The organism is Paraburkholderia ginsengiterrae, assembly GCF_001645125.1.
Classification (GTDB): Bacteria; Pseudomonadota; Gammaproteobacteria; order Burkholderiales; family Burkholderiaceae; genus Paraburkholderia; species Paraburkholderia ginsengiterrae.
This window is the reverse complement of sequence record NZ_LXKA01000309.1, coordinates 58,222-75,803: the sequence shown is the minus strand read 5'-3', so window position 1 is coordinate 75,803 and position 17,582 is coordinate 58,222. Positions and strand designations below refer to the sequence as shown.

The 17,582-nt window shown below is 63.4% G+C and carries 18 protein-coding genes; 10 read left to right on the top strand and 8 right to left on the bottom strand.

The window, feature by feature from the left end; all coding sequences use genetic code 11:
- Positions 1 to 576: 576 nt before the first annotated feature.
- The 5 genes from mtgA to mpl all read right to left on the bottom strand — a co-directional run bounded on the left by mtgA (position 577) and on the right by mpl (position 6,497).
- Positions 577 to 1,299, bottom strand: coding sequence for a monofunctional biosynthetic peptidoglycan transglycosylase (mtgA, locus tag A6V37_RS21620; RefSeq protein ID WP_064269206.1), 723 nt, complete (start codon positions 1,297 to 1,299; stop codon positions 577 to 579).
- Between the two features lie 49 nt (positions 1,300 to 1,348).
- Entirely contained in the window at positions 1,349 to 2,212 is an 864-nt protein-coding gene (gene aroE, locus A6V37_RS21615) for a shikimate dehydrogenase (protein ID WP_064286335.1), read from the bottom strand.
- A complete protein-coding gene (locus tag A6V37_RS21610; RefSeq protein WP_064286334.1) occupies positions 2,209 to 4,320 on the bottom strand; it encodes a ribonuclease catalytic domain-containing protein in 2,112 nt (703 codons plus the stop codon). Before A6V37_RS21610 ends, aroE begins: the two co-directional genes overlap by 4 nt.
- A 183-nt stretch (positions 4,321 to 4,503) precedes the next feature.
- The gene (locus A6V37_RS21605; protein ID WP_064269209.1) at positions 4,504 to 5,106 is read right to left on the bottom strand and encodes a YqiA/YcfP family alpha/beta fold hydrolase; all 603 of its coding nucleotides are present in this window, start codon (positions 5,104 to 5,106) and stop codon (positions 4,504 to 4,506) included.
- Entirely contained in the window at positions 5,103 to 6,497 is a 1,395-nt protein-coding gene (mpl, locus tag A6V37_RS21600; RefSeq protein ID WP_064269210.1) for a UDP-N-acetylmuramate:L-alanyl-gamma-D-glutamyl-meso-diaminopimelate ligase, read from the bottom strand. The genes A6V37_RS21605 and mpl overlap by 4 nt, the downstream gene beginning before the upstream one ends.
- Positions 6,498 to 6,702: 205 nt before the next feature.
- Between mpl and A6V37_RS21595 the strand changes: the two genes are divergently transcribed.
- The 10 genes from A6V37_RS21595 to A6V37_RS21550 all read left to right on the top strand — a co-directional run bounded on the left by A6V37_RS21595 (position 6,703) and on the right by A6V37_RS21550 (position 14,982).
- Positions 6,703 to 7,356 carry a hypothetical protein gene (locus A6V37_RS21595; RefSeq protein ID WP_064269211.1) on the top strand — a complete coding sequence of 218 codons (654 nt, stop codon included), beginning with the start codon at positions 6,703 to 6,705 and terminating at the stop codon, positions 7,354 to 7,356.
- 10 nt (positions 7,357 to 7,366) lie between these two features.
- Entirely contained in the window at positions 7,367 to 7,918 is a 552-nt protein-coding gene (locus tag A6V37_RS21590; RefSeq protein WP_064269212.1) for a TlpA family protein disulfide reductase, read from the top strand.
- A gap of 194 nt (positions 7,919 to 8,112) precedes the next feature.
- Positions 8,113 to 8,568: a type II 3-dehydroquinate dehydratase gene (gene aroQ / locus A6V37_RS21585; protein ID WP_064269213.1), complete on the top strand. Its 456-nt coding sequence runs from the start codon at positions 8,113 to 8,115 to the stop codon at positions 8,566 to 8,568.
- A gap of 69 nt (positions 8,569 to 8,637) precedes the next feature.
- Positions 8,638 to 9,111 (top strand): acetyl-CoA carboxylase biotin carboxyl carrier protein, encoded by a 474-nt coding sequence (accB, locus tag A6V37_RS21580; RefSeq protein WP_064269214.1) that lies wholly within the window; start codon positions 8,638 to 8,640, stop codon positions 9,109 to 9,111.
- Between the two features lie 130 nt (positions 9,112 to 9,241).
- Complete coding sequence (gene accC, locus A6V37_RS21575; RefSeq protein WP_064286333.1) at positions 9,242 to 10,609, top strand: acetyl-CoA carboxylase biotin carboxylase subunit; 1,368 nt, start codon at positions 9,242 to 9,244, stop codon at positions 10,607 to 10,609.
- A 3-nt stretch (positions 10,610 to 10,612) separates the two neighbouring features.
- Positions 10,613 to 11,515 (top strand): 50S ribosomal protein L11 methyltransferase, encoded by a 903-nt coding sequence (gene prmA / locus A6V37_RS21570; protein ID WP_064269216.1) that lies wholly within the window; start codon positions 10,613 to 10,615, stop codon positions 11,513 to 11,515.
- Between the two features lie 47 nt (positions 11,516 to 11,562).
- Complete coding sequence (locus A6V37_RS21565; protein WP_064286332.1) at positions 11,563 to 12,873, top strand: zinc-ribbon and DUF3426 domain-containing protein; 1,311 nt, start codon at positions 11,563 to 11,565, stop codon at positions 12,871 to 12,873.
- Between the two features lie 73 nt (positions 12,874 to 12,946).
- Entirely contained in the window at positions 12,947 to 13,447 is a 501-nt protein-coding gene (gene tpx, locus A6V37_RS21560; RefSeq protein ID WP_064269218.1) for a thiol peroxidase, read from the top strand.
- 94 nt (positions 13,448 to 13,541) lie between these two features.
- A complete protein-coding gene (locus tag A6V37_RS21555) occupies positions 13,542 to 14,480 on the top strand; it encodes a carbohydrate kinase family protein (RefSeq protein ID WP_064269219.1) in 939 nt (312 codons plus the stop codon).
- A gap of 25 nt (positions 14,481 to 14,505) precedes the next feature.
- Entirely contained in the window at positions 14,506 to 14,982 is a 477-nt protein-coding gene (locus A6V37_RS21550; protein WP_064269220.1) for an outer membrane lipoprotein, read from the top strand.
- A gap of 284 nt (positions 14,983 to 15,266) precedes the next feature.
- Here the strand turns inward: A6V37_RS21550 and A6V37_RS21545 are convergent, their stop codons facing one another.
- The 3 genes from A6V37_RS21545 to A6V37_RS21535 form a co-directional block, all read right to left on the bottom strand.
- Positions 15,267 to 15,872: a histone H1-like DNA-binding protein gene (locus A6V37_RS21545; protein WP_064269221.1), complete on the bottom strand. Its 606-nt coding sequence runs from the start codon at positions 15,870 to 15,872 to the stop codon at positions 15,267 to 15,269.
- Between the two features lie 30 nt (positions 15,873 to 15,902).
- Entirely contained in the window at positions 15,903 to 16,229 is a 327-nt protein-coding gene (locus tag A6V37_RS21540) for a hypothetical protein (RefSeq protein WP_064269222.1), read from the bottom strand.
- 85 nt (positions 16,230 to 16,314) lie between these two features.
- Entirely contained in the window at positions 16,315 to 17,541 is a 1,227-nt protein-coding gene (locus tag A6V37_RS21535; RefSeq protein WP_064269223.1) for a ribonucleotide-diphosphate reductase subunit beta, read from the bottom strand.
- Positions 17,542 to 17,582 lie beyond the last annotated feature (41 nt).

The window sequence follows — 17,582 nt, the reverse complement described above, 5'->3', positions numbered from 1 at the left end:
CGGCGATGAACCAGTTCGCGATCCTCTACGAGGACCGCTTCACAAGAAACCACTCATAAAATGCATTTGATGGCCTGCCATCCGGCAGGCTTTTACCTGCCTTGCACACAAAAATTCGGACACTCCCACCAAATGAGTTTAAAACGTATCGTTAAGCGAGTGATCACCTAAGCAGGCTAAAACGCGAGCAAGACCAATATTTCTGAAATTTCCCAAGCCGCCGCATTGATATCGGGGCCACGCCCGGCGAGAACATCAAAAGAGAAAAAGCAGAGCGCATGGTTAGAGAACAACCGCTGGGGCGCGCGCAGCGCCGCCGGAAGAATGACTGCTTTGTCACTGACGCGGAATGTGCGAGGACACAGATTCCAGATGCACCACTACCCCCTCCAAGCCAGGGGGCCCCGCTTAAGAATTTGCGGTGGGAAAGCGGCTTTCTTTGCCTACTTTCTTTGCCGCGGCAAAGAAAGTAGGTGCCGCCCCGCACAGGGGCAACGCCAATAGACCACTAAGAAATCAAGGAAAGGCCAACACCGCAAAGAACACAGCCCAAAGCGCCGCGCAGGCCAAAGAAAATCACTCGGGCAACTCAGCCGCCCCCATCCTCCGAGCGATAACCCGAGAGCGCTGCGCCAGATACCCTGACCCTCGATGCTCATCGAAGTACTTAGGCTGCGGCAACATAACAGCCAGGCGAGCCGACTGCGCAGCAGTCAACTTACTAGCCGATGTCTTGTAGTAATAATGAGCAGCCGCTTCAGCCCCATAAACCCCATTCCCCCACTCAACGGAGTTGAGATAAATCTCAAAGATCCGCTGCTTATCCATCAGAGTCTCAAGCATCCAAGTAATGATGAGCTCCTGCCCCTTCCGGATATAACTCTTCTCCCGGGATAAAAACAGATTTCGCGCCAACTGCTGAGTAATCGTCGACCCACCCCGCACGATCTTGCCCTTAGCCTTATTCCGCTCCCAGGCCTGCAAGATAGCGTCCGTCTCATACCCATTGTTATTGACGAAATTGGCATCCTCAGAAGCAATAATCGCCCGCTTCAGATTGTGCGAAATCTGCTCATACGGCACCCACGTATGCTGCACGGAAAGATCCGGCCGATCCTGCGACAACCGCCACGCATCCGAGCGCATGAAAGCCGTCGTCTGCGGATTGACGTAATTCCAAACCGCGATCTGTGCGAAGTAAAACGCCTGCGTCGCAAGCCAGGCGATCGCCACCACGGCCCCTACATACACCACCCATCGCGCCAGACCAGGCCGGTTCGCGCGCCGTGTCGCGTTCATCGTGCTCTCAATCCCCGTGTCGATAAGTGCCGCAAAACAAAGCGCTGCCTCAAGCTTGCGGCGGCGCCGTCAACAACGCCCGCAATTCGGCCAGCACCGGCGCACCATCTGGCCGCACGCCACGCCACACGTAAAACGATTCGGCGGCCTGCTCGACCAGCATGCCGAGCCCGTCAGCGCCGCGCGCGCCCAGCTTCGCCGCGTACTCCATGAAGACTGTAGGATGCGCGCCGTACATCATGTCGTAGGCCAGCGTGCCGCTGCCGAACGCACGGTCGTCGCACTCGGGCAACGACGCGTCCAGACTTCCCGCCGTCGCGTTGACGATCACATCGTAGGCACCCGCTTCGATCGCCCCCGCACTGCCGCCGCTCAAACGGCAAGCGGCATCGCGCGCGGCTTGCGCGAACTGATCGACCAGCGCCTCGGCTTTCGCCGCCGTGCGATTGACGATAGTCAGCGTATGCGGCGCGCGCTCGAGCATCGGCAGAACCACGCCACGCGCGGCGCCGCCGGCGCCCAGCAAAAGAATCCGCGCGCCCTTCAAGGACACGCCGAGATTCACTTCGATGTCGCGCACGAGGCCGAAGCCATCCGTGTTGTCGCCATGCACGCCGTTTGCATCGAAACGCAGCGTGTTCACCGCACCGGCCGCCGCCGCGCGCGGCGACAACGTGTCGGCGAACGCATGCGCGTCGAGCTTGAACGGGACGGTTACGTTCAGCCCGCGCCCGCCCGCGTCGATAAACTCGCGCACGTGCGGCACGAACGCATCGACCGGTGCGAGCAGATGGCTGTATTCGACCGGCTCGCCAGTCTGCGCGGCAAACCGTCCATGAATGAACGGCGACTTGCTGTGGCCGATGGGATTGCCGATGACCGCATAGCGGTCGCGGGACTCGTTCGCGCTCATCGTCCCGGCTCCGCAATCTGCTGGGTGGCCGCACCGCTCGCGCCGTCGCCGCCTTCGGCGTCACTCTGCGCAGCCGCTTCGCCGCCGTCGAGATCGGCTTCAGCCTGGGCTTCCGCTTCGCCTTCGGCGGTTTCGTCCGGCGCGTCGATGATTTCCTCGTCGCCCTCGTCCGCTTCCTCAGCCTCGCCGCCGCTCGCCACGGTCGGCGCGTCGAGCACGTGCAGGAGACGCACGGACGCTTCGACGGTCAATTCGTCGATCGACATCACTTCCATCTGCAGGCGCGTGCCGCGCGCGTGGACGCCGAGGCCAGGCACATGCAGCAGCAGCGGAATCTCTTCGAGCCGTACCAGGTCGCCCTTCACCACCGACGCCACCACCTGCTTCCGGTTCTCCTGTTTCAGCCAGCGCAGGCACCAGAAGTACTCCATGCGGCGCTGGTGATCGGCGTAAGCGGTGTAGGTGTCGTCGAAACCTTGCACGACGGCGAACAGGTCAGCATCTTTCGGCTTGAACGGCGCGGCCAGCTTCGCGGTCACTCCGTGCTGCACGCAGGCAATCAATTGCCACTGGTTCACCAGGTCGACGTAGCGACGCAGCGGCGACGTGCTCCACGCGTATTGCGTGACGCCGAGGCCTTCGTGCGGCGCGGCATTGGTCTGCATGCGCGTGCGCTTCGGGCCGCTCGGCGCGCCGAACGCGCGCTGGGTGCGGTAGATGCCCGGCACGCCGTGGTCGTGCAGGAACGCACCCCACGACGAATTGGCGAGAATCGCCAGCTCGGCGACGATCGTGTCGAGCGGCGACCCGCGCCGGCGCGGCGTGATCGTGATGTGCTCGCCATCCACGTAGAAGTTGAAGTCGGTGTTGCGCTGCACTTCGCGGCGCAGACCGTAACCGGCGCGCGCGGTCTGGCGCTTTTCGAACAGCGCCTGGGCGAACGGCCACAGCACGGCGATGTCTTCCTTGTGCGGATACTCGCCGGTGCCGGCGGCGAGCGCCTCTTCGGTAACCAGTTCGTCGAGCGTGTTGTGACGCAGGTTGTTCTTCACGAACACGCGCTCGGCACGCGTTTCGCTCGCGACGATTTCCTGCGTCTCGCGATTGATGATCACATACAGCGAGAGCGCCGGGCGCAAGCCGCCTTCGGCCAGTGTGAACGCCTCGACCACGCTGTCGGGCAGCATGGTGATCTTGTCGCCCGGCATGTAGACGGTCGACAACCGCGTGCGCGCGATCGCATCGACCTCGTCGCCACGCTGGATGCCGAGCGCCGGCGCGACGATGTGCACGCCGATCCGCACGCGGCCATCCGCCAGATGCTCGACGGAGAACGCGTCGTCGATTTCAGTGGTGGTGATGTCGTCGATCGAGAACGCCTGCACGTTCGCTTCAGGCAGATCGTCCGGCAACGTGCCCGCGGTGACGGGCGGAAACCCGATGCCGTGCGGGAAAAACTCCGACAGGAATTTCGCCTCGTGCAGCGCGCGCGCCGACGGAATGGCGCCGCATTCGAGCATCAGGCGCGCTTGCGAAATGCCGCGTGCCGCCGCGGCGGCTTCGAGCGCCTTGTATTCGATCGTGTTCTTGTCAGGCTTGGTGAGCAGCCCCAGCGCCTTGCTCCCGGTAAAGCCTTCCGGCAACCGCCCCGCTTTCAGCTCGTCTTCGTAGCCCGCCTGCACCAGCGCCTGCTGGCGCTTGCGCTCGAGACCGGCGAGCGCCATTTGCAGCTGTTCCTGCGGCGCGCGCTGATACATGCCGCGCCCCTTGCGGCGGAAGTACACCGGCGCGCCGTGCATGCGCAGCACCAGCGCGGCCCGCTCGATCGAGCCGAAGCTGTCGCCGAAGTACTCGGCGCCCAGCGTGGCAAACGGAAATTCGTCGTCCGGCGCGCACTCCCACAGGAAGTCCAGATCGATATCCTGCGCGGCGGTGTCAGCCTGCTGCATCAGCTCAGCGGCGCTCGGCTTTTCGAATTCGATCAGCACGTCTTTGGCGCGCACCTTGGCGCGCCGGCCGCCCGGCAGCTCGACCTGAAAAGCATCGCCCTGGCGCGACAGCACGCTGCCCGCCTTGAAACTGCCCGATTCCTCGAAGAAAACGTTCACTCAATACTCTCGTTCTGACTTGCATCTGCCAGCGCGCCCGATCCTGTCCGGCGATCGGTCACTGCTTACGCGCCACGGCAACGTGTTCGTGGTGGTGGATCCGCGGCGCGATAAACGCGCCGGCGGTTTGAATCTGATGGGCGGCTCTTGCCTATCGCCGCCTCTGTGCCGGACCCTCCGGCCTCAGGCCGCTTCGCGCGGTGCCGGCGGTTCGAGGTCTTCCGTGTCGCAGAAGTCGAGCACTTGGTCGACGTACTGCTCGAACTCGCTGATCGCGTGGTCGCTCCCTTCGATCAGCGTAGTGCGCGCGCCGGGATAGTGCGCGAGCATTTCGCGGTAGTCGAGCACTTCGTCGCCGGTGGCGGCCATCAAATAATAGCGTTCGGGCCGCGTGATCGACGCGACGGCGAGCGCGCGCAACTCATCCAGATGATGCGGCTCGACGACGATGCTGCCGCCGCCATGCCACAACGGCTGCTCGCCGAGGTACGCGCTCAGATCGCGCTGCGGCACGACTGCCGGGTTCAGCAGCACCGCCGGCCAGCCGTGCTTCTCCGCCAGATACGTAGCGAAATAGCCGCCGAGCGAGCTGCCGATCACCGTCACATTGGCGGGTTTCGCGGCGGCCACCAGCGCTTCGGCGAGCGCTACGGTCTCGAACGGCGAGACCGGCAGCATCGGGCAGCACCATTCGTCGCCGCGGCCGAGTTCGGCAAGCCGCGCCGCCAGCACGCGCGCCTTGAACGAATTGGGCGACGAGCGGAACCCGTGCAGATAAAGAATCACGACGCGCCTCGCGCGGAAAGTGCGTCGAGCAGCTTCTGATGCACGCCGCCGAAGCCGCCGTTGCTCATCACCAGAATCTGGTCGCCGGGGCGCGCGGCGTGGACCACGGCCTTGACCAGCGCGTCCAGATTGTCGAAGGCTTGCGCTTTGCCGCCGAGCGGCGCGAGCGCCTCGCCGAGGTCCCAGCCGAGCGCGTCACGGCCGCTCGGCGCACCGTAGCCGAACACCAGATCGGCGTCGGCGAGGCTGCCAGGCAGCTGGGCTTTCATCACGCCCAGCTTCATGGTGTTCGAGCGCGGCTCCAGCACCGCCAGAATCCGCGTGTTGTCGCGGCCCACACGGGCACGCAGCCCGGCGATGGTGGTATCGATCGCCGTGGGATGGTGCGCGAAGTCGTCGTAGACGGTCACGCCGTCGACGCTGCCGCGCACTTCCATGCGGCGCTTCACGTTGCGAAAGCTCGAAAGCGACTTCGCGGCCTGCGCCGGCGGCACGCCGACATGGCGCGCCGCGGCAATCGCGGCCAGTGCGTTCATGCGGTTGTGTTCGCCCTGCACTTGCCACTCCACCACGCCAACCCGCTCGCTGTTGTGATAGACGGCGAAACGCGCGTCGACCGGCACGCCGTCTTCGGCCGGCAGGGTTTCCCAGCCGCCCTGCACGCCGAACCGCTCGACTTCGCTCCAGCAGCCGCGCGTCAGCACACGCTCGAGCGCGTCTTCGCGGCCGTTCGTCACGACCCGGCCAATGCCCGGCACCGTGCGGATCAGGTGATGGAACTGCGTTTCAATCGCGGCCAGATCCGGGAAAATGTCCGCGTGATCGAATTCGAGGTTGTTCAGAACCGCCGTCTTGGGCCGGTAGTGGACGAACTTCGAGCGCTTGTCGAAGAAGGCCGTGTCGTACTCGTCGGCTTCGATCACGAAGAAGCTCGAGTCCGTCAGCCGGGCGGACACGCCGAAATTCAACGGCACGCCGCCGATCAGGAAACCCGGGTTAAGGCCGGCGTCTTCGAGCAGCCAGGTCAGCATCGAGCTGGTGGTGGTCTTGCCGTGCGTGCCGGCCACCGCCAGCACCCATTTGCCATTCAGCACATGCTCGCCCAGCCATTGCGGACCGGAGACGTACGGCAGGCCGCGGTCGAGAATCGCTTCCATCAGCGGGTTGCCGCGCGAGACCACGTTGCCGATCACGAACAGATCCGCGTTCAGGCCGTTGAGCTGGTCCGCGTCGTAACCCTCGATCAGGCCAATGCCTTGCGCCTCGAGTTGCGTGCTCATGGGCGGATAGACGCCGGCATCGCAACCCGTTACGGTGTGGCCCGCGCCGCGCGCGAGCACCGCAAGACCGCCCATGAACGTGCCGCAGATACCGAGGATGTGGATGTGCATAAGCCTGTCGTGCCGCGCGGGCGAGTTTCTTGCGAGGGATGGGAGTGCAGAAGAGCGGCCGAAACGACCGTCTGCAAAGGTCGTCATTGTAACCGACGCACCCGCTCGCCCGATGCCCGGCCGCCGCGTGCCGGCATGGTCCGGTGGCCGGCGCGGCGCGCCCCGCCCAGAAAGGGCTGTCATCAATCTCTAGTATGATTGGGAGATGGTTCGCAAATCACACATCGATCCGCAGCGCATACGCGAGGAAATCGCGATCGCGGCTGCACGCATGATCGCCGAAGACGGTCTGGACTACGCTACGGCCAAGCGCAAAGCGGCCCGGCAAGTCGTCGGCGAGAATCGTATTGCCGGCGAATGGCTGCCGCATAATGATCAGATCGAAGAAGAAATCCGCGAATATCAGTCCCTGTTCCAGGGCGACAGCCAGCCTGCGCTGCTGCGGCGCCTGCGCCGCATCGCGGTCGACTGGATGGAGCGGCTCGCGGCGTTCAACCCGTATCTGACCGGCGCGGTGCTCAGCGGCACGGCCGGGGAACATTCGGATATCCACCTTCAGGCGTTCTGCGACAACCCGAAAGAAGTCGCCATTTACTTCCTGAATGCCAATATCCAGTACGACGTGTCGGAAACGCGGCATTTTGCCGGCCGGGGCTACGTGGAGACGCTGAGCTTTCTGTGGCGCCCCGAGAATGAAGCGCGCGAGGCGGAGCCGGTTGGCGTCCACGTCGCGCTATACGAAACGGACGACTTGCGCGGCGCGGTGCGGGCCGACGCGCGCGGGCGCACTGCGCGCGCCAATCTGCAAGCCGTGCAGATGCTGCTCGACGACAGCAACGTCGCTCCCTCAACTAACTAGACAGAGCAAGATGAATACGAGACGGATTCTGGCGGGCGTGTGTGTCGCGATCGTCGCGGCGGTTGGCGGCGTGCTGGCCAATCACTGGCTGACGGGCGGCAACGACGAAGTCGCGCACGCCGCGCAGCCGACGCCGGCCCAAAGCGCGGTCGCGCAGCTGTGGGCGGCCCCCGTGACCACGGTGGATGGCAAGCCCCAAACGCTAAGTCTGCTCAAAGGTCATCCAATCGTCGTCAACTTCTGGGCCTCGTGGTGCGGCCCCTGCGTCGAGGAAATGCCCGCCCTCTCCCAGCTTCAGCGCGAGTATGCGAAAAAAGGCATCCAATTCATCGGACTTGGCGTCGACTCGGATAAAAACGTCCAGGCCTTCCTGCAAAAAGTGAAAGTGGCGTACCCCATTTACGTGACAGGCTTCGGCGGCGCGGATCTCGCACGGGCCTTTGGCAACAATGCGGGCGGTCTGCCGTTCACCGTGGTCATCGACGCCAAAGGCAATATCCGCTCGACAAAATTAGGGCAAATCGACCCGCAGGCGCTCAAACAGACGCTCGACGCGCTATAAATTTCACATTCTTTTGACGCTCGATTACCCGCGGAACGCGAGAAAATACGCGCAATTCGTGAGGAATTGAGAGAAGATGGGCGCCCGGAGCGCCGGCAAAACGCCGCCGGCATCGTTCCGTACGTGCGGGAAACTAGACAAGTTTCTCTAATCAGCGCTAAAGTGCGCCCAATTCCACGGAAAAAGAAGCGACCATGACGCGACTGCTGGTACTGCACGGCCCCAACCTCAATCTTCTCGGCACCCGGGAACCCGAGGTTTACGGCCGCGTGACCTTGCCGCAGATCGATCAGGCGCTGGCGGACCGCGCAGCGGACGCAGGCGTCGAGTTCGCGTCGTTCCAGAGCAACCACGAAGGTGCCTTGGTCGATCGCATCCAATCCGCCCGGACAGAAAAAACCGATTTCATACTGATCAATCCCGCCGCGTACACGCATACCAGCGTGGCCATTCGGGACGCACTGGCGGGGGTCGGCATCCCGTTCGTCGAGATTCATCTGTCGAACGTGCATCGTCGCGAACCGTTCCGGCATCACTCGTATTTCTCCGACCAGGCAGAGGGCGTGATTTGCGGCCTCGGCTGGAAGGGATATCTGTACGCGCTCGAATTCGCGCTCGACCGGCTCGCCGCCGGGTCGTCGCGCGGCTGATTCCAAACACGTCTAATTTGCGCCGGCTGCGTACGCGCCGGCACTCTACGCATTGAAAGGGGCTTCCTGATGGATCTACGTAAACTGAAAACTCTGATCGACCTCGTCTCGGAGTCCGGTATTTCCGAACTCGAAGTGACTGAGGGCGAAGGCAAGGTTCGCATCGTCAAGAATGCGCCGCCGGTTTACGTGCAACCGTCCGCTACGTACGCGCCGCAATACGCGCAAGCAGCGCCGGCCATGGGCGGCGAAGCCCCCGCCGCCGCCATTGCAGGCGCTCCGGCCGCGCCGGCCGCCGCCGCGCCGCAAGGCCACGTGGTGACCTCGCCGATGGTCGGCACCTTCTATCGCGCGCCGTCCCCGGGCGCCGATCCGTTCGTCCAGGTGGGCGACACGGTCAAGGAAGGCCAGACGATCTGCATCATCGAAGCCATGAAGCTGCTCAATGAAATCGAGTCGGACAAGTCCGGCGTGGTGAAGGAAATCCTCGTCGAAAACGGCCAGGCGGTCGAGTACGGCCAACCGCTGTTCGTGGTCGGCTAACGCGGCACACCTTGCGCCTCGTTGTGCGCATGCCGCCCGCGCGCCCGCTGTACCCAGGCGCGCGACCGATCCTCTGAGGCAGCCGGTGTTGTGATCAACCCGGCGCCCATTGATGAGTCGAAAACCCGCTATGTTTGAAAAAATCCTCATTGCCAATCGTGGCGAGATCGCGCTCCGTATCCAGCGCGCCTGCCGCGAACTCGGCGTCAAGACGGTCGTCGTCTATTCGGAAGCCGACAAGGAAGCCAAGTACGTCAAGCTCGCCGACGAGGCGGTCTGCATCGGCCCGGCGCCTTCGAACCTGAGCTATCTGAACATGCCCGCGCTGATCAGCGCGGCGGAAGTCACCGACGCCGAAGCGATTCACCCCGGCTACGGCTTCCTTTCGGAAAACGCCGACTTCGCCGAACGTGTCGAACAGTCCGGCTTCACCTTCATCGGCCCGCGCCCGGAAACCATCCGGATGATGGGCGACAAGGTCACGGCCAAACAGACCATGATCAAGACCGGCGTGCCTTGCGTGCCGGGTTCGGAAGGCGCGTTGCCGGAAGATCCGAAAGAGATCGTGAAAATTGCCCGCCAGGTCGGCTATCCGGTCATCATCAAGGCCGCGGGCGGCGGCGGTGGCCGCGGCATGCGCGTGGTCCACACGGAAGCGGCGCTGGTCAACGCGGTCAACATGACGCGCGAAGAAGCCGGCCGGGCCTTCGGTAATCCGCAGGTCTACATGGAGAAATTCCTGGAGAACCCGCGGCACATCGAAATTCAGATTCTGTCGGATTCGTTCAAGAACGCGATCTGGCTGGGCGAGCGTGATTGCTCGATGCAACGCCGTCACCAGAAAGTGATCGAAGAAGCGCCGGCGCCGGGTATCGCGCGCCGCATGATCGAGCGTATCGGCGATCGTTGCGCGGACGCCTGCAAGAAGATGGGCTATCTTGGCGCGGGTACGTTCGAGTTCCTGTACGAAAACGGCGAGTTCTACTTCATCGAAATGAACACGCGCGTGCAGGTCGAGCACCCGGTGACCGAACTGATCACGGGCGTCGACATCGTGCAGGAACAGATCCGCATCGCGGCCGGCGAGAAGCTCGCCTTCCGTCAGCGCGACATCGTGTTCAAGGGGCACGCGATCGAATGCCGGATCAACGCGGAAGATCCGTTCAAGTTCATTCCGTCGCCGGGACGCCTGACGTCATGGCATATGCCGGGCGGCCCGGGCATTCGCGTCGACTCGCATGCCTACAATGGCTATTTCGTGCCGCCGAACTATGATTCGATGATCGGCAAGCTGATCGCCTACGGCGCCACGCGCGAGCAGGCTATCAAGCGGATGCGCATCGCGCTGTCGGAAATGGTGGTGGAAGGCATTCAGACCAACATTCCGTTGCACCGCGAACTGATGCTCGACGCGAAGTTCGTCGAAGGCGGCACCAGCATCCATTACCTCGAAAACCGGTTGGCCGCGAAACAGCAGGCCGCGCCGGAAGAAGCGTAAGTCATGAGCTACCGGGAACTGATCGCCGAGCTGGCACGCGAGCACGCGGAAGAATTCTCCGACGCGCTGCTCGAGTTGGGCGCGTTGTCCGTATCGGTCGAAGATGCGGACGCCGACACGCCCGACGAGCAGCCGCTGTTCGGCGAACCCGGTCTCACACCGGATCGCAGCGCGTGGCAGCGTTCACGCGTGATCGCGCTGCTCGCACCGGAACATGAACCGGCCGTGCTGCTCACCGCCGCGGCCAACGAGGTCGGGCTGGAAGCCGCGCCGCCGTTTACCGTGCGAGACGTCGAAGATCAGGATTGGGTGCGGCTCACGCAGTCGCAGTTCGATCCGATCAAGATCGGCGAGCGCATCTGGGTCGTGCCGTCGTGGCACGATGCACCGGACCCCGAAGCACTGGTATTGGAACTCGATCCGGGTCTGGCCTTCGGCACCGGCAGCCATCCCACCACGCGGCTGTGCATGGAGTGGCTGGAGCAATCGGTGAAAGCCGGGCAATCCGTGCTCGATTACGGCTGCGGCTCCGGCATCCTCGCGATCCTCGCGAAGAAGTGCGGCGCCGAGCCGGTGTACGGCATCGACATCGATCCGCAAGCGGTCGAGTCGGCGCGTCACAACAGCGAACGCAACCGCGCGGACGTCACATACGGTTTGCCCGAGGACTGTCCCACGGGCGAGTTCGATATCGTGGTCGCCAATATCCTCTCCAACCCGCTCAAGCTGATGGCGTCGATGCTTTCGTCGAAGGTCAAGCCGGGCGGACGGATCGCCTTGTCCGGCATTCTGGCGCGCCAGGCGGACGAAGTCGCGCAGGTCTATGCGCGCTGGATCGACATCGGCATATGGCGTGAACACGAAGGTTGGGTATGTCTGTCGGGAACGCGCCGCGAAAGCCATTAGAATAAGGCGTATTGCCCAACCAACGGCCTTCGGCTTACCGGCTCAATATGCTCCTGGCGACGCGTTGCCCCTTCTGCGAAACCGTATTCCGTCTGCAAACCGAGCAGCTCGCGCTGCGCCGTGGCCTCGTGCGCTGCGGGCATTGCCAGGAAGTATTCGACGCGTCGGCGAGCCTGTACGACGTGACTGCAGGCGGCGACTTCTCGACCGCCAAGCCGGTTGCTGCTGCCGCGGCAATCGAAGCGCTCTCGGGCGTGCGCCCTAAAGGTCCCGACTTCAGCGCCGAGGCATGGAACCCCTGGGCACCGACGCCCGACGCGGCGATCGACAATCGCTTTCTCCATAACGCCGGCAATGTTCAGCTCGGGAAGGCTGCCACTGGGGCGGACGCCGCAGCCACACCGCGCGCCGCAACGGAACCCGAGTTGCCGCCTGCCGCTACTCCGGCGCCCCTCTCCCCGAGCGACGAACCGGCGCAGACAGAAGCATCGCGCGAGCCCCCCGCCTACCGGGCTGATCCGTTCATGGAAGAAGCGCCACGAGTCTGGCACAAGACCGAGCGCACCTCTGAGTCTCCCGGTGACGAACCCGTTCTGGGCGAATCGGCCGCCCTGCATGGCATTCCAGACAATGAACCGCGTTTTGGCGCGACCGGCTTAGGTGCGGCCGGCTTAGGCGCGGCCGGCCCAGCTGCGGCGGACCCAGGCGCGGCCGGTTTGGGCGCCGGGGCTGATACAGCGGGCATGGGTGCGGCCGGCCGCCCCGACACGGCCATCCCCCCCGCCGCCTCCCGCCCCGAACCGTTCTTCGTCCAGCCGGTCAATGGCGGCGCCGATCCCTTTACCGTCGTGCGCGAAACCCGCGCGCCGGAACCGCGGCGCCTCGGCTGGATCATCGCCGGCTCGGTGGTGGCGGGACTGCTGATCATCGCGCTGCTCGCGCAACTCGCCTGGTGGCAGCGCGAAACCGTGCTGGTCGCGATCCCGCGCTCGCAGGCGCTCTACACGAAGGTCTGCGCGACGTTCGGCTGCCAGATCACGCCGCCGCACGACATCGACGGCTTGCAGGTGGAGCCGTCCGACCTGCGGCAGATCGACGGCCCGCACAAGCTCGAACTGAAGATGCCGCTGCGCAATCGCTTCAATGTCGCGCTCGCCTATCCGGCCATCGAACTCACGCTGCTCGACGATCAGAACAATGTGGCCGTGCGCCGTGTGCTATGGCCGCAAGACTACGTCCCGCCCGGCACGCCGATCGCGGGCGGCCTGGCGCCACACACGACGCAGGTCATGATCGTGCACCTCGACACGGGCAATGCAGTCGCTTCCAATTTCCGCGTGCAGATTTTTTATCCGTAACGCATCCTCGCGCACCCGGCATTGAGCGGGTGCATTCACCGTCAACACTGACGAATTTTCGGAGCACATCAACATGAGTCAAGTCACGCTGGGTGGCAACCCGATCGAAGTAGCCGGCACGTTCCCGTCGGTTGGCCAAGCCGCGCCCGCTTTCTCGCTGGTCGGCAAGGATCTGAAGCCGCTGACGCTGGCCGATTTCGCCGGCAAGCGCAAAGTGCTGAACATTGTTCCGAGCCTCGACACCCCGACCTGCGCCACGTCGACCCGCAAGTTCAACGAAGCAGCCGCCAAGCTGAACAACACGGCGGTCATCGTCGTGTCGGGCGATCTGCCATTCGCTGCATCGCGCTTCTGCACGACCGAAGGCATCGAAAACGTCGTCACGGCCTCCACGTTCCGCGGCCATGAGTTCGCGCAAGCGTACGGCGTCAACGTGACGAGCGGCCCGCTGACCGGCCTGACGGCACGCGCCGTGGTGGTGCTCGACGAGAACGACAAGGTCGTTCACGCCCAGCTGGTCGGCGAAATCAAGGATGAGCCGAACTACGATGCAGCACTCGCCGCACTGAAGTAAAACCTTCGCGCACGAACCCCGGCGCCGCGCTTCATGCGCGGCGCTGTCGCATCGTCGCCCCATTTTCCCTATCGTTTTTACAGGAACGCTCGCCTTGGCTACGCTGATTTGCGGCTCGCTCGCCTACGACAACATCATGACTTTCGAGGGCCGCTTCCGGGAGCACATCCTGCCGGAACAGGTCCACATCCTGAATGTGAGCTTTCTCGTGCCGACCATGCGCCGCGAATTCGGCGGCTGCGCGGGCAACATCGCCTACTCGCTGCATCTGCTGGGCGGCGACGCGCGCATCATGGGCACGCTCGGCTCGGTGGACGCGCAGCTCTATATGGAGCGGTTCAAGCAGCTCGGGCTGTCGACGGAGAATGTGCTCGTGGTGCCGGACACCTATTCGGCACAGGCCATGATCACGACCGACCTGGAAAACAATCAGATCACCGCGTTCCATCCGGGCGCGATGATGCAATCGCACCTGAATCGCGCCGACGAGGCCAAGGGCATCTCGCTGGGCATCGTCGCGCCGGACGGCTACGACGGCATGATCCAGCATTCGGAGCATCTGGCGGCTGCGGGCGTGCCGTTCATCTTCGATCCGGGTCAAGGCTTGCCGCTCTTCGACGGCGCCTCGTTGCGGCGCATGATTGAACTCGCCACTTATGTAGCTGTCAATGATTACGAAGCTAAACTAGTCAGCAACAAAACGGGTTGGTCGATCGAAGAAATCGCCGGCAAGGTCGAGGCGCTGATCATCACGCTCGGCGAGCACGGTGCGCAGATTCATCACGCCGGCGGTGTCGAAGAAATTCCGGCGGTCAAGGCGCAGCAAGTACTCGATCCCACAGGCTGCGGCGACGCGTTCCGCGGCGGCTTGCTGTACGGTATCGAGAACAAGCTGGGCTGGGCCACCACCGGCCGTCTCGCGAGCCTGATGGGCGCGCTGAAGATCGAACACCAAGGCCCGCAAAACTACGCGCCCCGCCGGGCGGAGATCAACGAGCGGTTCAAGCAGGCGTTCGGATACGACCTGCCGTAATACCGAGAGCTATTGGAGTTAGGGAATGAGAACAACGAGTCGCCTGGTCGTGGCCGCCTTGATCGCGGGTTCACTGGCCATGTCGGGCTGTGCCTACAACAGCAGTTCTGCTGACGTTTATACGGCGTCGCAGGCACAGCGTGAAGAAACGGTCCGCATGGCTACGGTCGACAGCGTGCGCGCCGTGAAGATCAGTTCGAACAACGGTCAGCCGAGCGGTCTTGGCGCGATCGGCGGCGGTGCGCTGGGTGCGGTGGCCGGCAGCGCGATCGGCGGCGGGCGCGGCTCGATCGTCACGGGCATCATCGGCGGCCTGGCTGGCGCGGTGGCGGGCAATTCGATCGAGAACGGCGTCGCGGTGCGCGACGGTCTCGAGATCACCGTGCGGCTCGACAACGGCGACATGCGCGCCATCACGCAAAGCTCCACTGGCGAGATTTTCCGCGCCGGCGACCGGGTCCGGCTTCTGTCGAGCGGCGGCGTGACGCGCGTCACCCACTAACGTTTTCCCCTCTCGCGCGGTCAGGCCACACGGCCGCCGCGGCGACCTCACACGCATGCCCACCCCTGTGCATGCGTTTTTTTCGCCCGTCCGTTTCTCGCCAAACCGTTTCAAACGACGCTGGCCGCCGGCACTCAGCACCTGGCGCAGACAAAAAAAATCCCGCCGCCGGAAACCGGCAACGGGACCCTGACCGAGTAACGCTCGCAACCCAACGCAAGCGCTACTCGATCATCGGACACATCGTGCGATGCGCCGAAATACTTCTACCGCTTGTCGCCCTCTTACGGACGGCTGCCCGTCGGGAACGGCCATGCTGCTGCCGGGTTCAGCGCGGTCTTCACCGTTGCTGCCGGTGCGCTCGAAACCGAAGCCGCAGCGGGTGCCGGAGCTGCCTTCTTGGCGACAGCCTTCTTCGCAGGGGCAGCCTTCTTGGCAGGAGCAGCGGCCTTCTTCGCAGCAGCCTTCTTGGCAGGCGCAGCCTTCTTCGCGGCAGCCTTCTTGGCAGGCGCAGCCTTCTTCGCAGCAGCCTTTTTCGCAGGCGCAGCCTTCTTCGCGGCAGCCTTCTTAGCCGGTGCAGCCTTCTTCGCAGCAGCCTTCTTGGCCGGTGCTGCCTTCTTCGCTGCAACCTTCTTCACTGCTGCTTTCTTGGCCGGTGCCGCCTTCTTGGCCGGCGCTGCCTTCTTCGCTGCAACCTTCTTCACTGCGACTTTCTTGGCTGCAACCTTCTTGGCCGGAGCAGCTTTCTTCGCTGCAACCTTCTTAGCCGGTGCTGCCTTCTTTGCCGCAACCTTCTTCACTGCGACTTTCTTCGCCGGAGCGGCCTTCTTTGCCGGAGCAGCCTTCTTTGCTGCGGGTTTCTTAGCGGCGGCTTTTTTTGCAGTTGCCATCATTTTCTCCTTCAGGTTTTCAGATGAGAGTCAGTTCAAACTACACCCTTCGTCAAAACCCGCTTCCCACGGACGCTTCTCAGGGCGCGCGTTACGAAGCGGGCTATTCATCGGCGTACGCAGGTGCTGCGCGCTTACGCTAATGAATGCGGTAAGGCGCGCCGTGCCCTTGGGCACCGCGCGCCAGATCTGGTCGGCGCTGGATTTCAACGCCGGCAATTGCTTGATCGGGCCGCCGGCGATCACGCCAGCGGCTTTTTCCGGGGGGAAGTTTGCCCATCCCACTGAAGGGTTCGCAAAGTGCCAGCCATGTTTGTGGGCCGCGAAGGCACGCGGCGCACCGGGCACGATTTGCATCAGGCGGTTCTGCTCCTAACTAAATTGCCGCGGCCCTGGCCAACGGCATCCCCATCAACGAATGCATCTGCGACACGATCCCGGATTACTCCCAGGTCAGCGCGCCGCCAGTCTGATATTCAATCACTCGCGTCTCGAAGAAGTTGCGTTCCTTCTTCAGGTCGATCATCTCGCTCATCCACGGGAACGGGTTTTCCTCGTTCGGGTACAGCGGATCGAGACCGATCTGCTGGCAACGGCGGTTGCAGATGAAGCGCAAATAGCTCTTGAACATCGACGCATTGAGGCCGAGCACCCCGCGCGGCATCGTGTCTTCCGCGTAACGATATTCAAGTTCGACCGCTTGCTGGAAGATCTCGCGGATTTCCGCGCGGAACTCAGCCGTCCAGAGCTGCGGGTTTTCGAGTTTGATCTGGTTGATCAGGTCGATGCCGAAGTTGCAGTGCATCGACTCGTCGCGCAGGATGTACTGGTACTGTTCCGCCGCGCCGGTCATCTTGTTCTGGCGGCCGAGCGCCAGGATTTGGGTAAAGCCGACGTAGAAGAACAGCCCCTCCATCACACAGGCGAACACGATCAGCGAGCGCAGCAGCGTCTGGTCTGCCTCGAGCGTGCCGGTCTTGAAGGCCGGATCGGTCAGCACGTGGATGTACGGAATCAGGAATTCGTCTTTCGCGCGGATCGAGGGGACCTCGTGATACGCGTTGAAGATTTCGCCTTCGTCGAGGCCCAGCGATTCGACGATGTACTGGTAAGCGTGCGTGTGGATCGCCTCTTCGAACGCCTGGCGCAGCAGGAACTGGCGGCATTCGGGCGCCGTGATGTGGCGGTAGGTGCCCAGCACAATGTTGTTGGCGGCCAGCGAGTCGGCCGTCACGAAGAAGCCCAGGTTGCGCTTGACGACGCGGCGCTCGTCTTCGGTCAGCCCGTTCGGGTCTTTCCACAAGGCGATGTCGCGCGACATGTTCACTTCTTGCGGCATCCAGTGGTTGGCACAACCCGCCAGATATTTTTCCCAGGCCCACTTGTACTTGAACGGCACCAACTGATTGACGTCGGTCTGGCCGTTGATGATGCGCTTGTCGGCGACGTTGACCCGCGCTTCCGAAACGGCAGCCGTTCCAGTTTCTGCACGAGCGACGGGAGCGACCGGGAGGTCGTTCGCGAAGACGTCTTGAGCCGAGGGAGCATGAGGAGCGGAACGCGTTCCGACTTGCGAACCGACAGCCGATCCCGCAGCGTTGCGCAACACGTTTTGTTGCGTAGCGCTCGAGGGAGTTACGGCAGTGATCTCGTCATCCCAGTTGAGCATAAATGTCACCATCAATTTAGAACGGTTTGTACCATCTTTTC

Excerpts from the sequence above, each read along its gene's own strand:
- mtgA (WP_064269206.1), bottom strand. The coding sequence starts at position 1,299 with ATGAACGCGACACGGCGCGCGAACCGGCCTGGTCTGGCGCGATGGGTG.
- aroE (WP_064286335.1), bottom strand. The coding sequence starts at position 2,212 with ATGAGCGCGAACGAGTCCCGCGACCGCTATGCGGTCATCGGCAATCCC.
- mpl (WP_064269210.1), bottom strand. The coding sequence starts at position 6,497 with ATGCACATCCACATCCTCGGTATCTGCGGCACGTTCATGGGCGGTCTT.
- A6V37_RS21595 (WP_064269211.1), top strand. The coding sequence starts at position 6,703 with ATGGTTCGCAAATCACACATCGATCCGCAGCGCATACGCGAGGAAATC.
- A6V37_RS21590 (WP_064269212.1), top strand. The coding sequence starts at position 7,367 with ATGAATACGAGACGGATTCTGGCGGGCGTGTGTGTCGCGATCGTCGCG.
- aroQ (WP_064269213.1), top strand. The coding sequence starts at position 8,113 with ATGACGCGACTGCTGGTACTGCACGGCCCCAACCTCAATCTTCTCGGC.
- accB (WP_064269214.1), top strand. The coding sequence starts at position 8,638 with ATGGATCTACGTAAACTGAAAACTCTGATCGACCTCGTCTCGGAGTCC.
- accC (WP_064286333.1), top strand. The coding sequence starts at position 9,242 with ATGTTTGAAAAAATCCTCATTGCCAATCGTGGCGAGATCGCGCTCCGT.
- prmA (WP_064269216.1), top strand. The coding sequence starts at position 10,613 with ATGAGCTACCGGGAACTGATCGCCGAGCTGGCACGCGAGCACGCGGAA.
- A6V37_RS21565 (WP_064286332.1), top strand. The coding sequence starts at position 11,563 with ATGCTCCTGGCGACGCGTTGCCCCTTCTGCGAAACCGTATTCCGTCTG.
- tpx (WP_064269218.1), top strand. The coding sequence starts at position 12,947 with ATGAGTCAAGTCACGCTGGGTGGCAACCCGATCGAAGTAGCCGGCACG.
- A6V37_RS21550 (WP_064269220.1), top strand. The coding sequence starts at position 14,506 with ATGAGAACAACGAGTCGCCTGGTCGTGGCCGCCTTGATCGCGGGTTCA.
- A6V37_RS21545 (WP_064269221.1), bottom strand. The coding sequence starts at position 15,872 with ATGGCAACTGCAAAAAAAGCCGCCGCTAAGAAACCCGCAGCAAAGAAG.
- A6V37_RS21540 (WP_064269222.1), bottom strand. The coding sequence starts at position 16,229 with ATGCAAATCGTGCCCGGTGCGCCGCGTGCCTTCGCGGCCCACAAACAT.
- A6V37_RS21535 (WP_064269223.1), bottom strand. The coding sequence starts at position 17,541 with ATGCTCAACTGGGATGACGAGATCACTGCCGTAACTCCCTCGAGCGCT.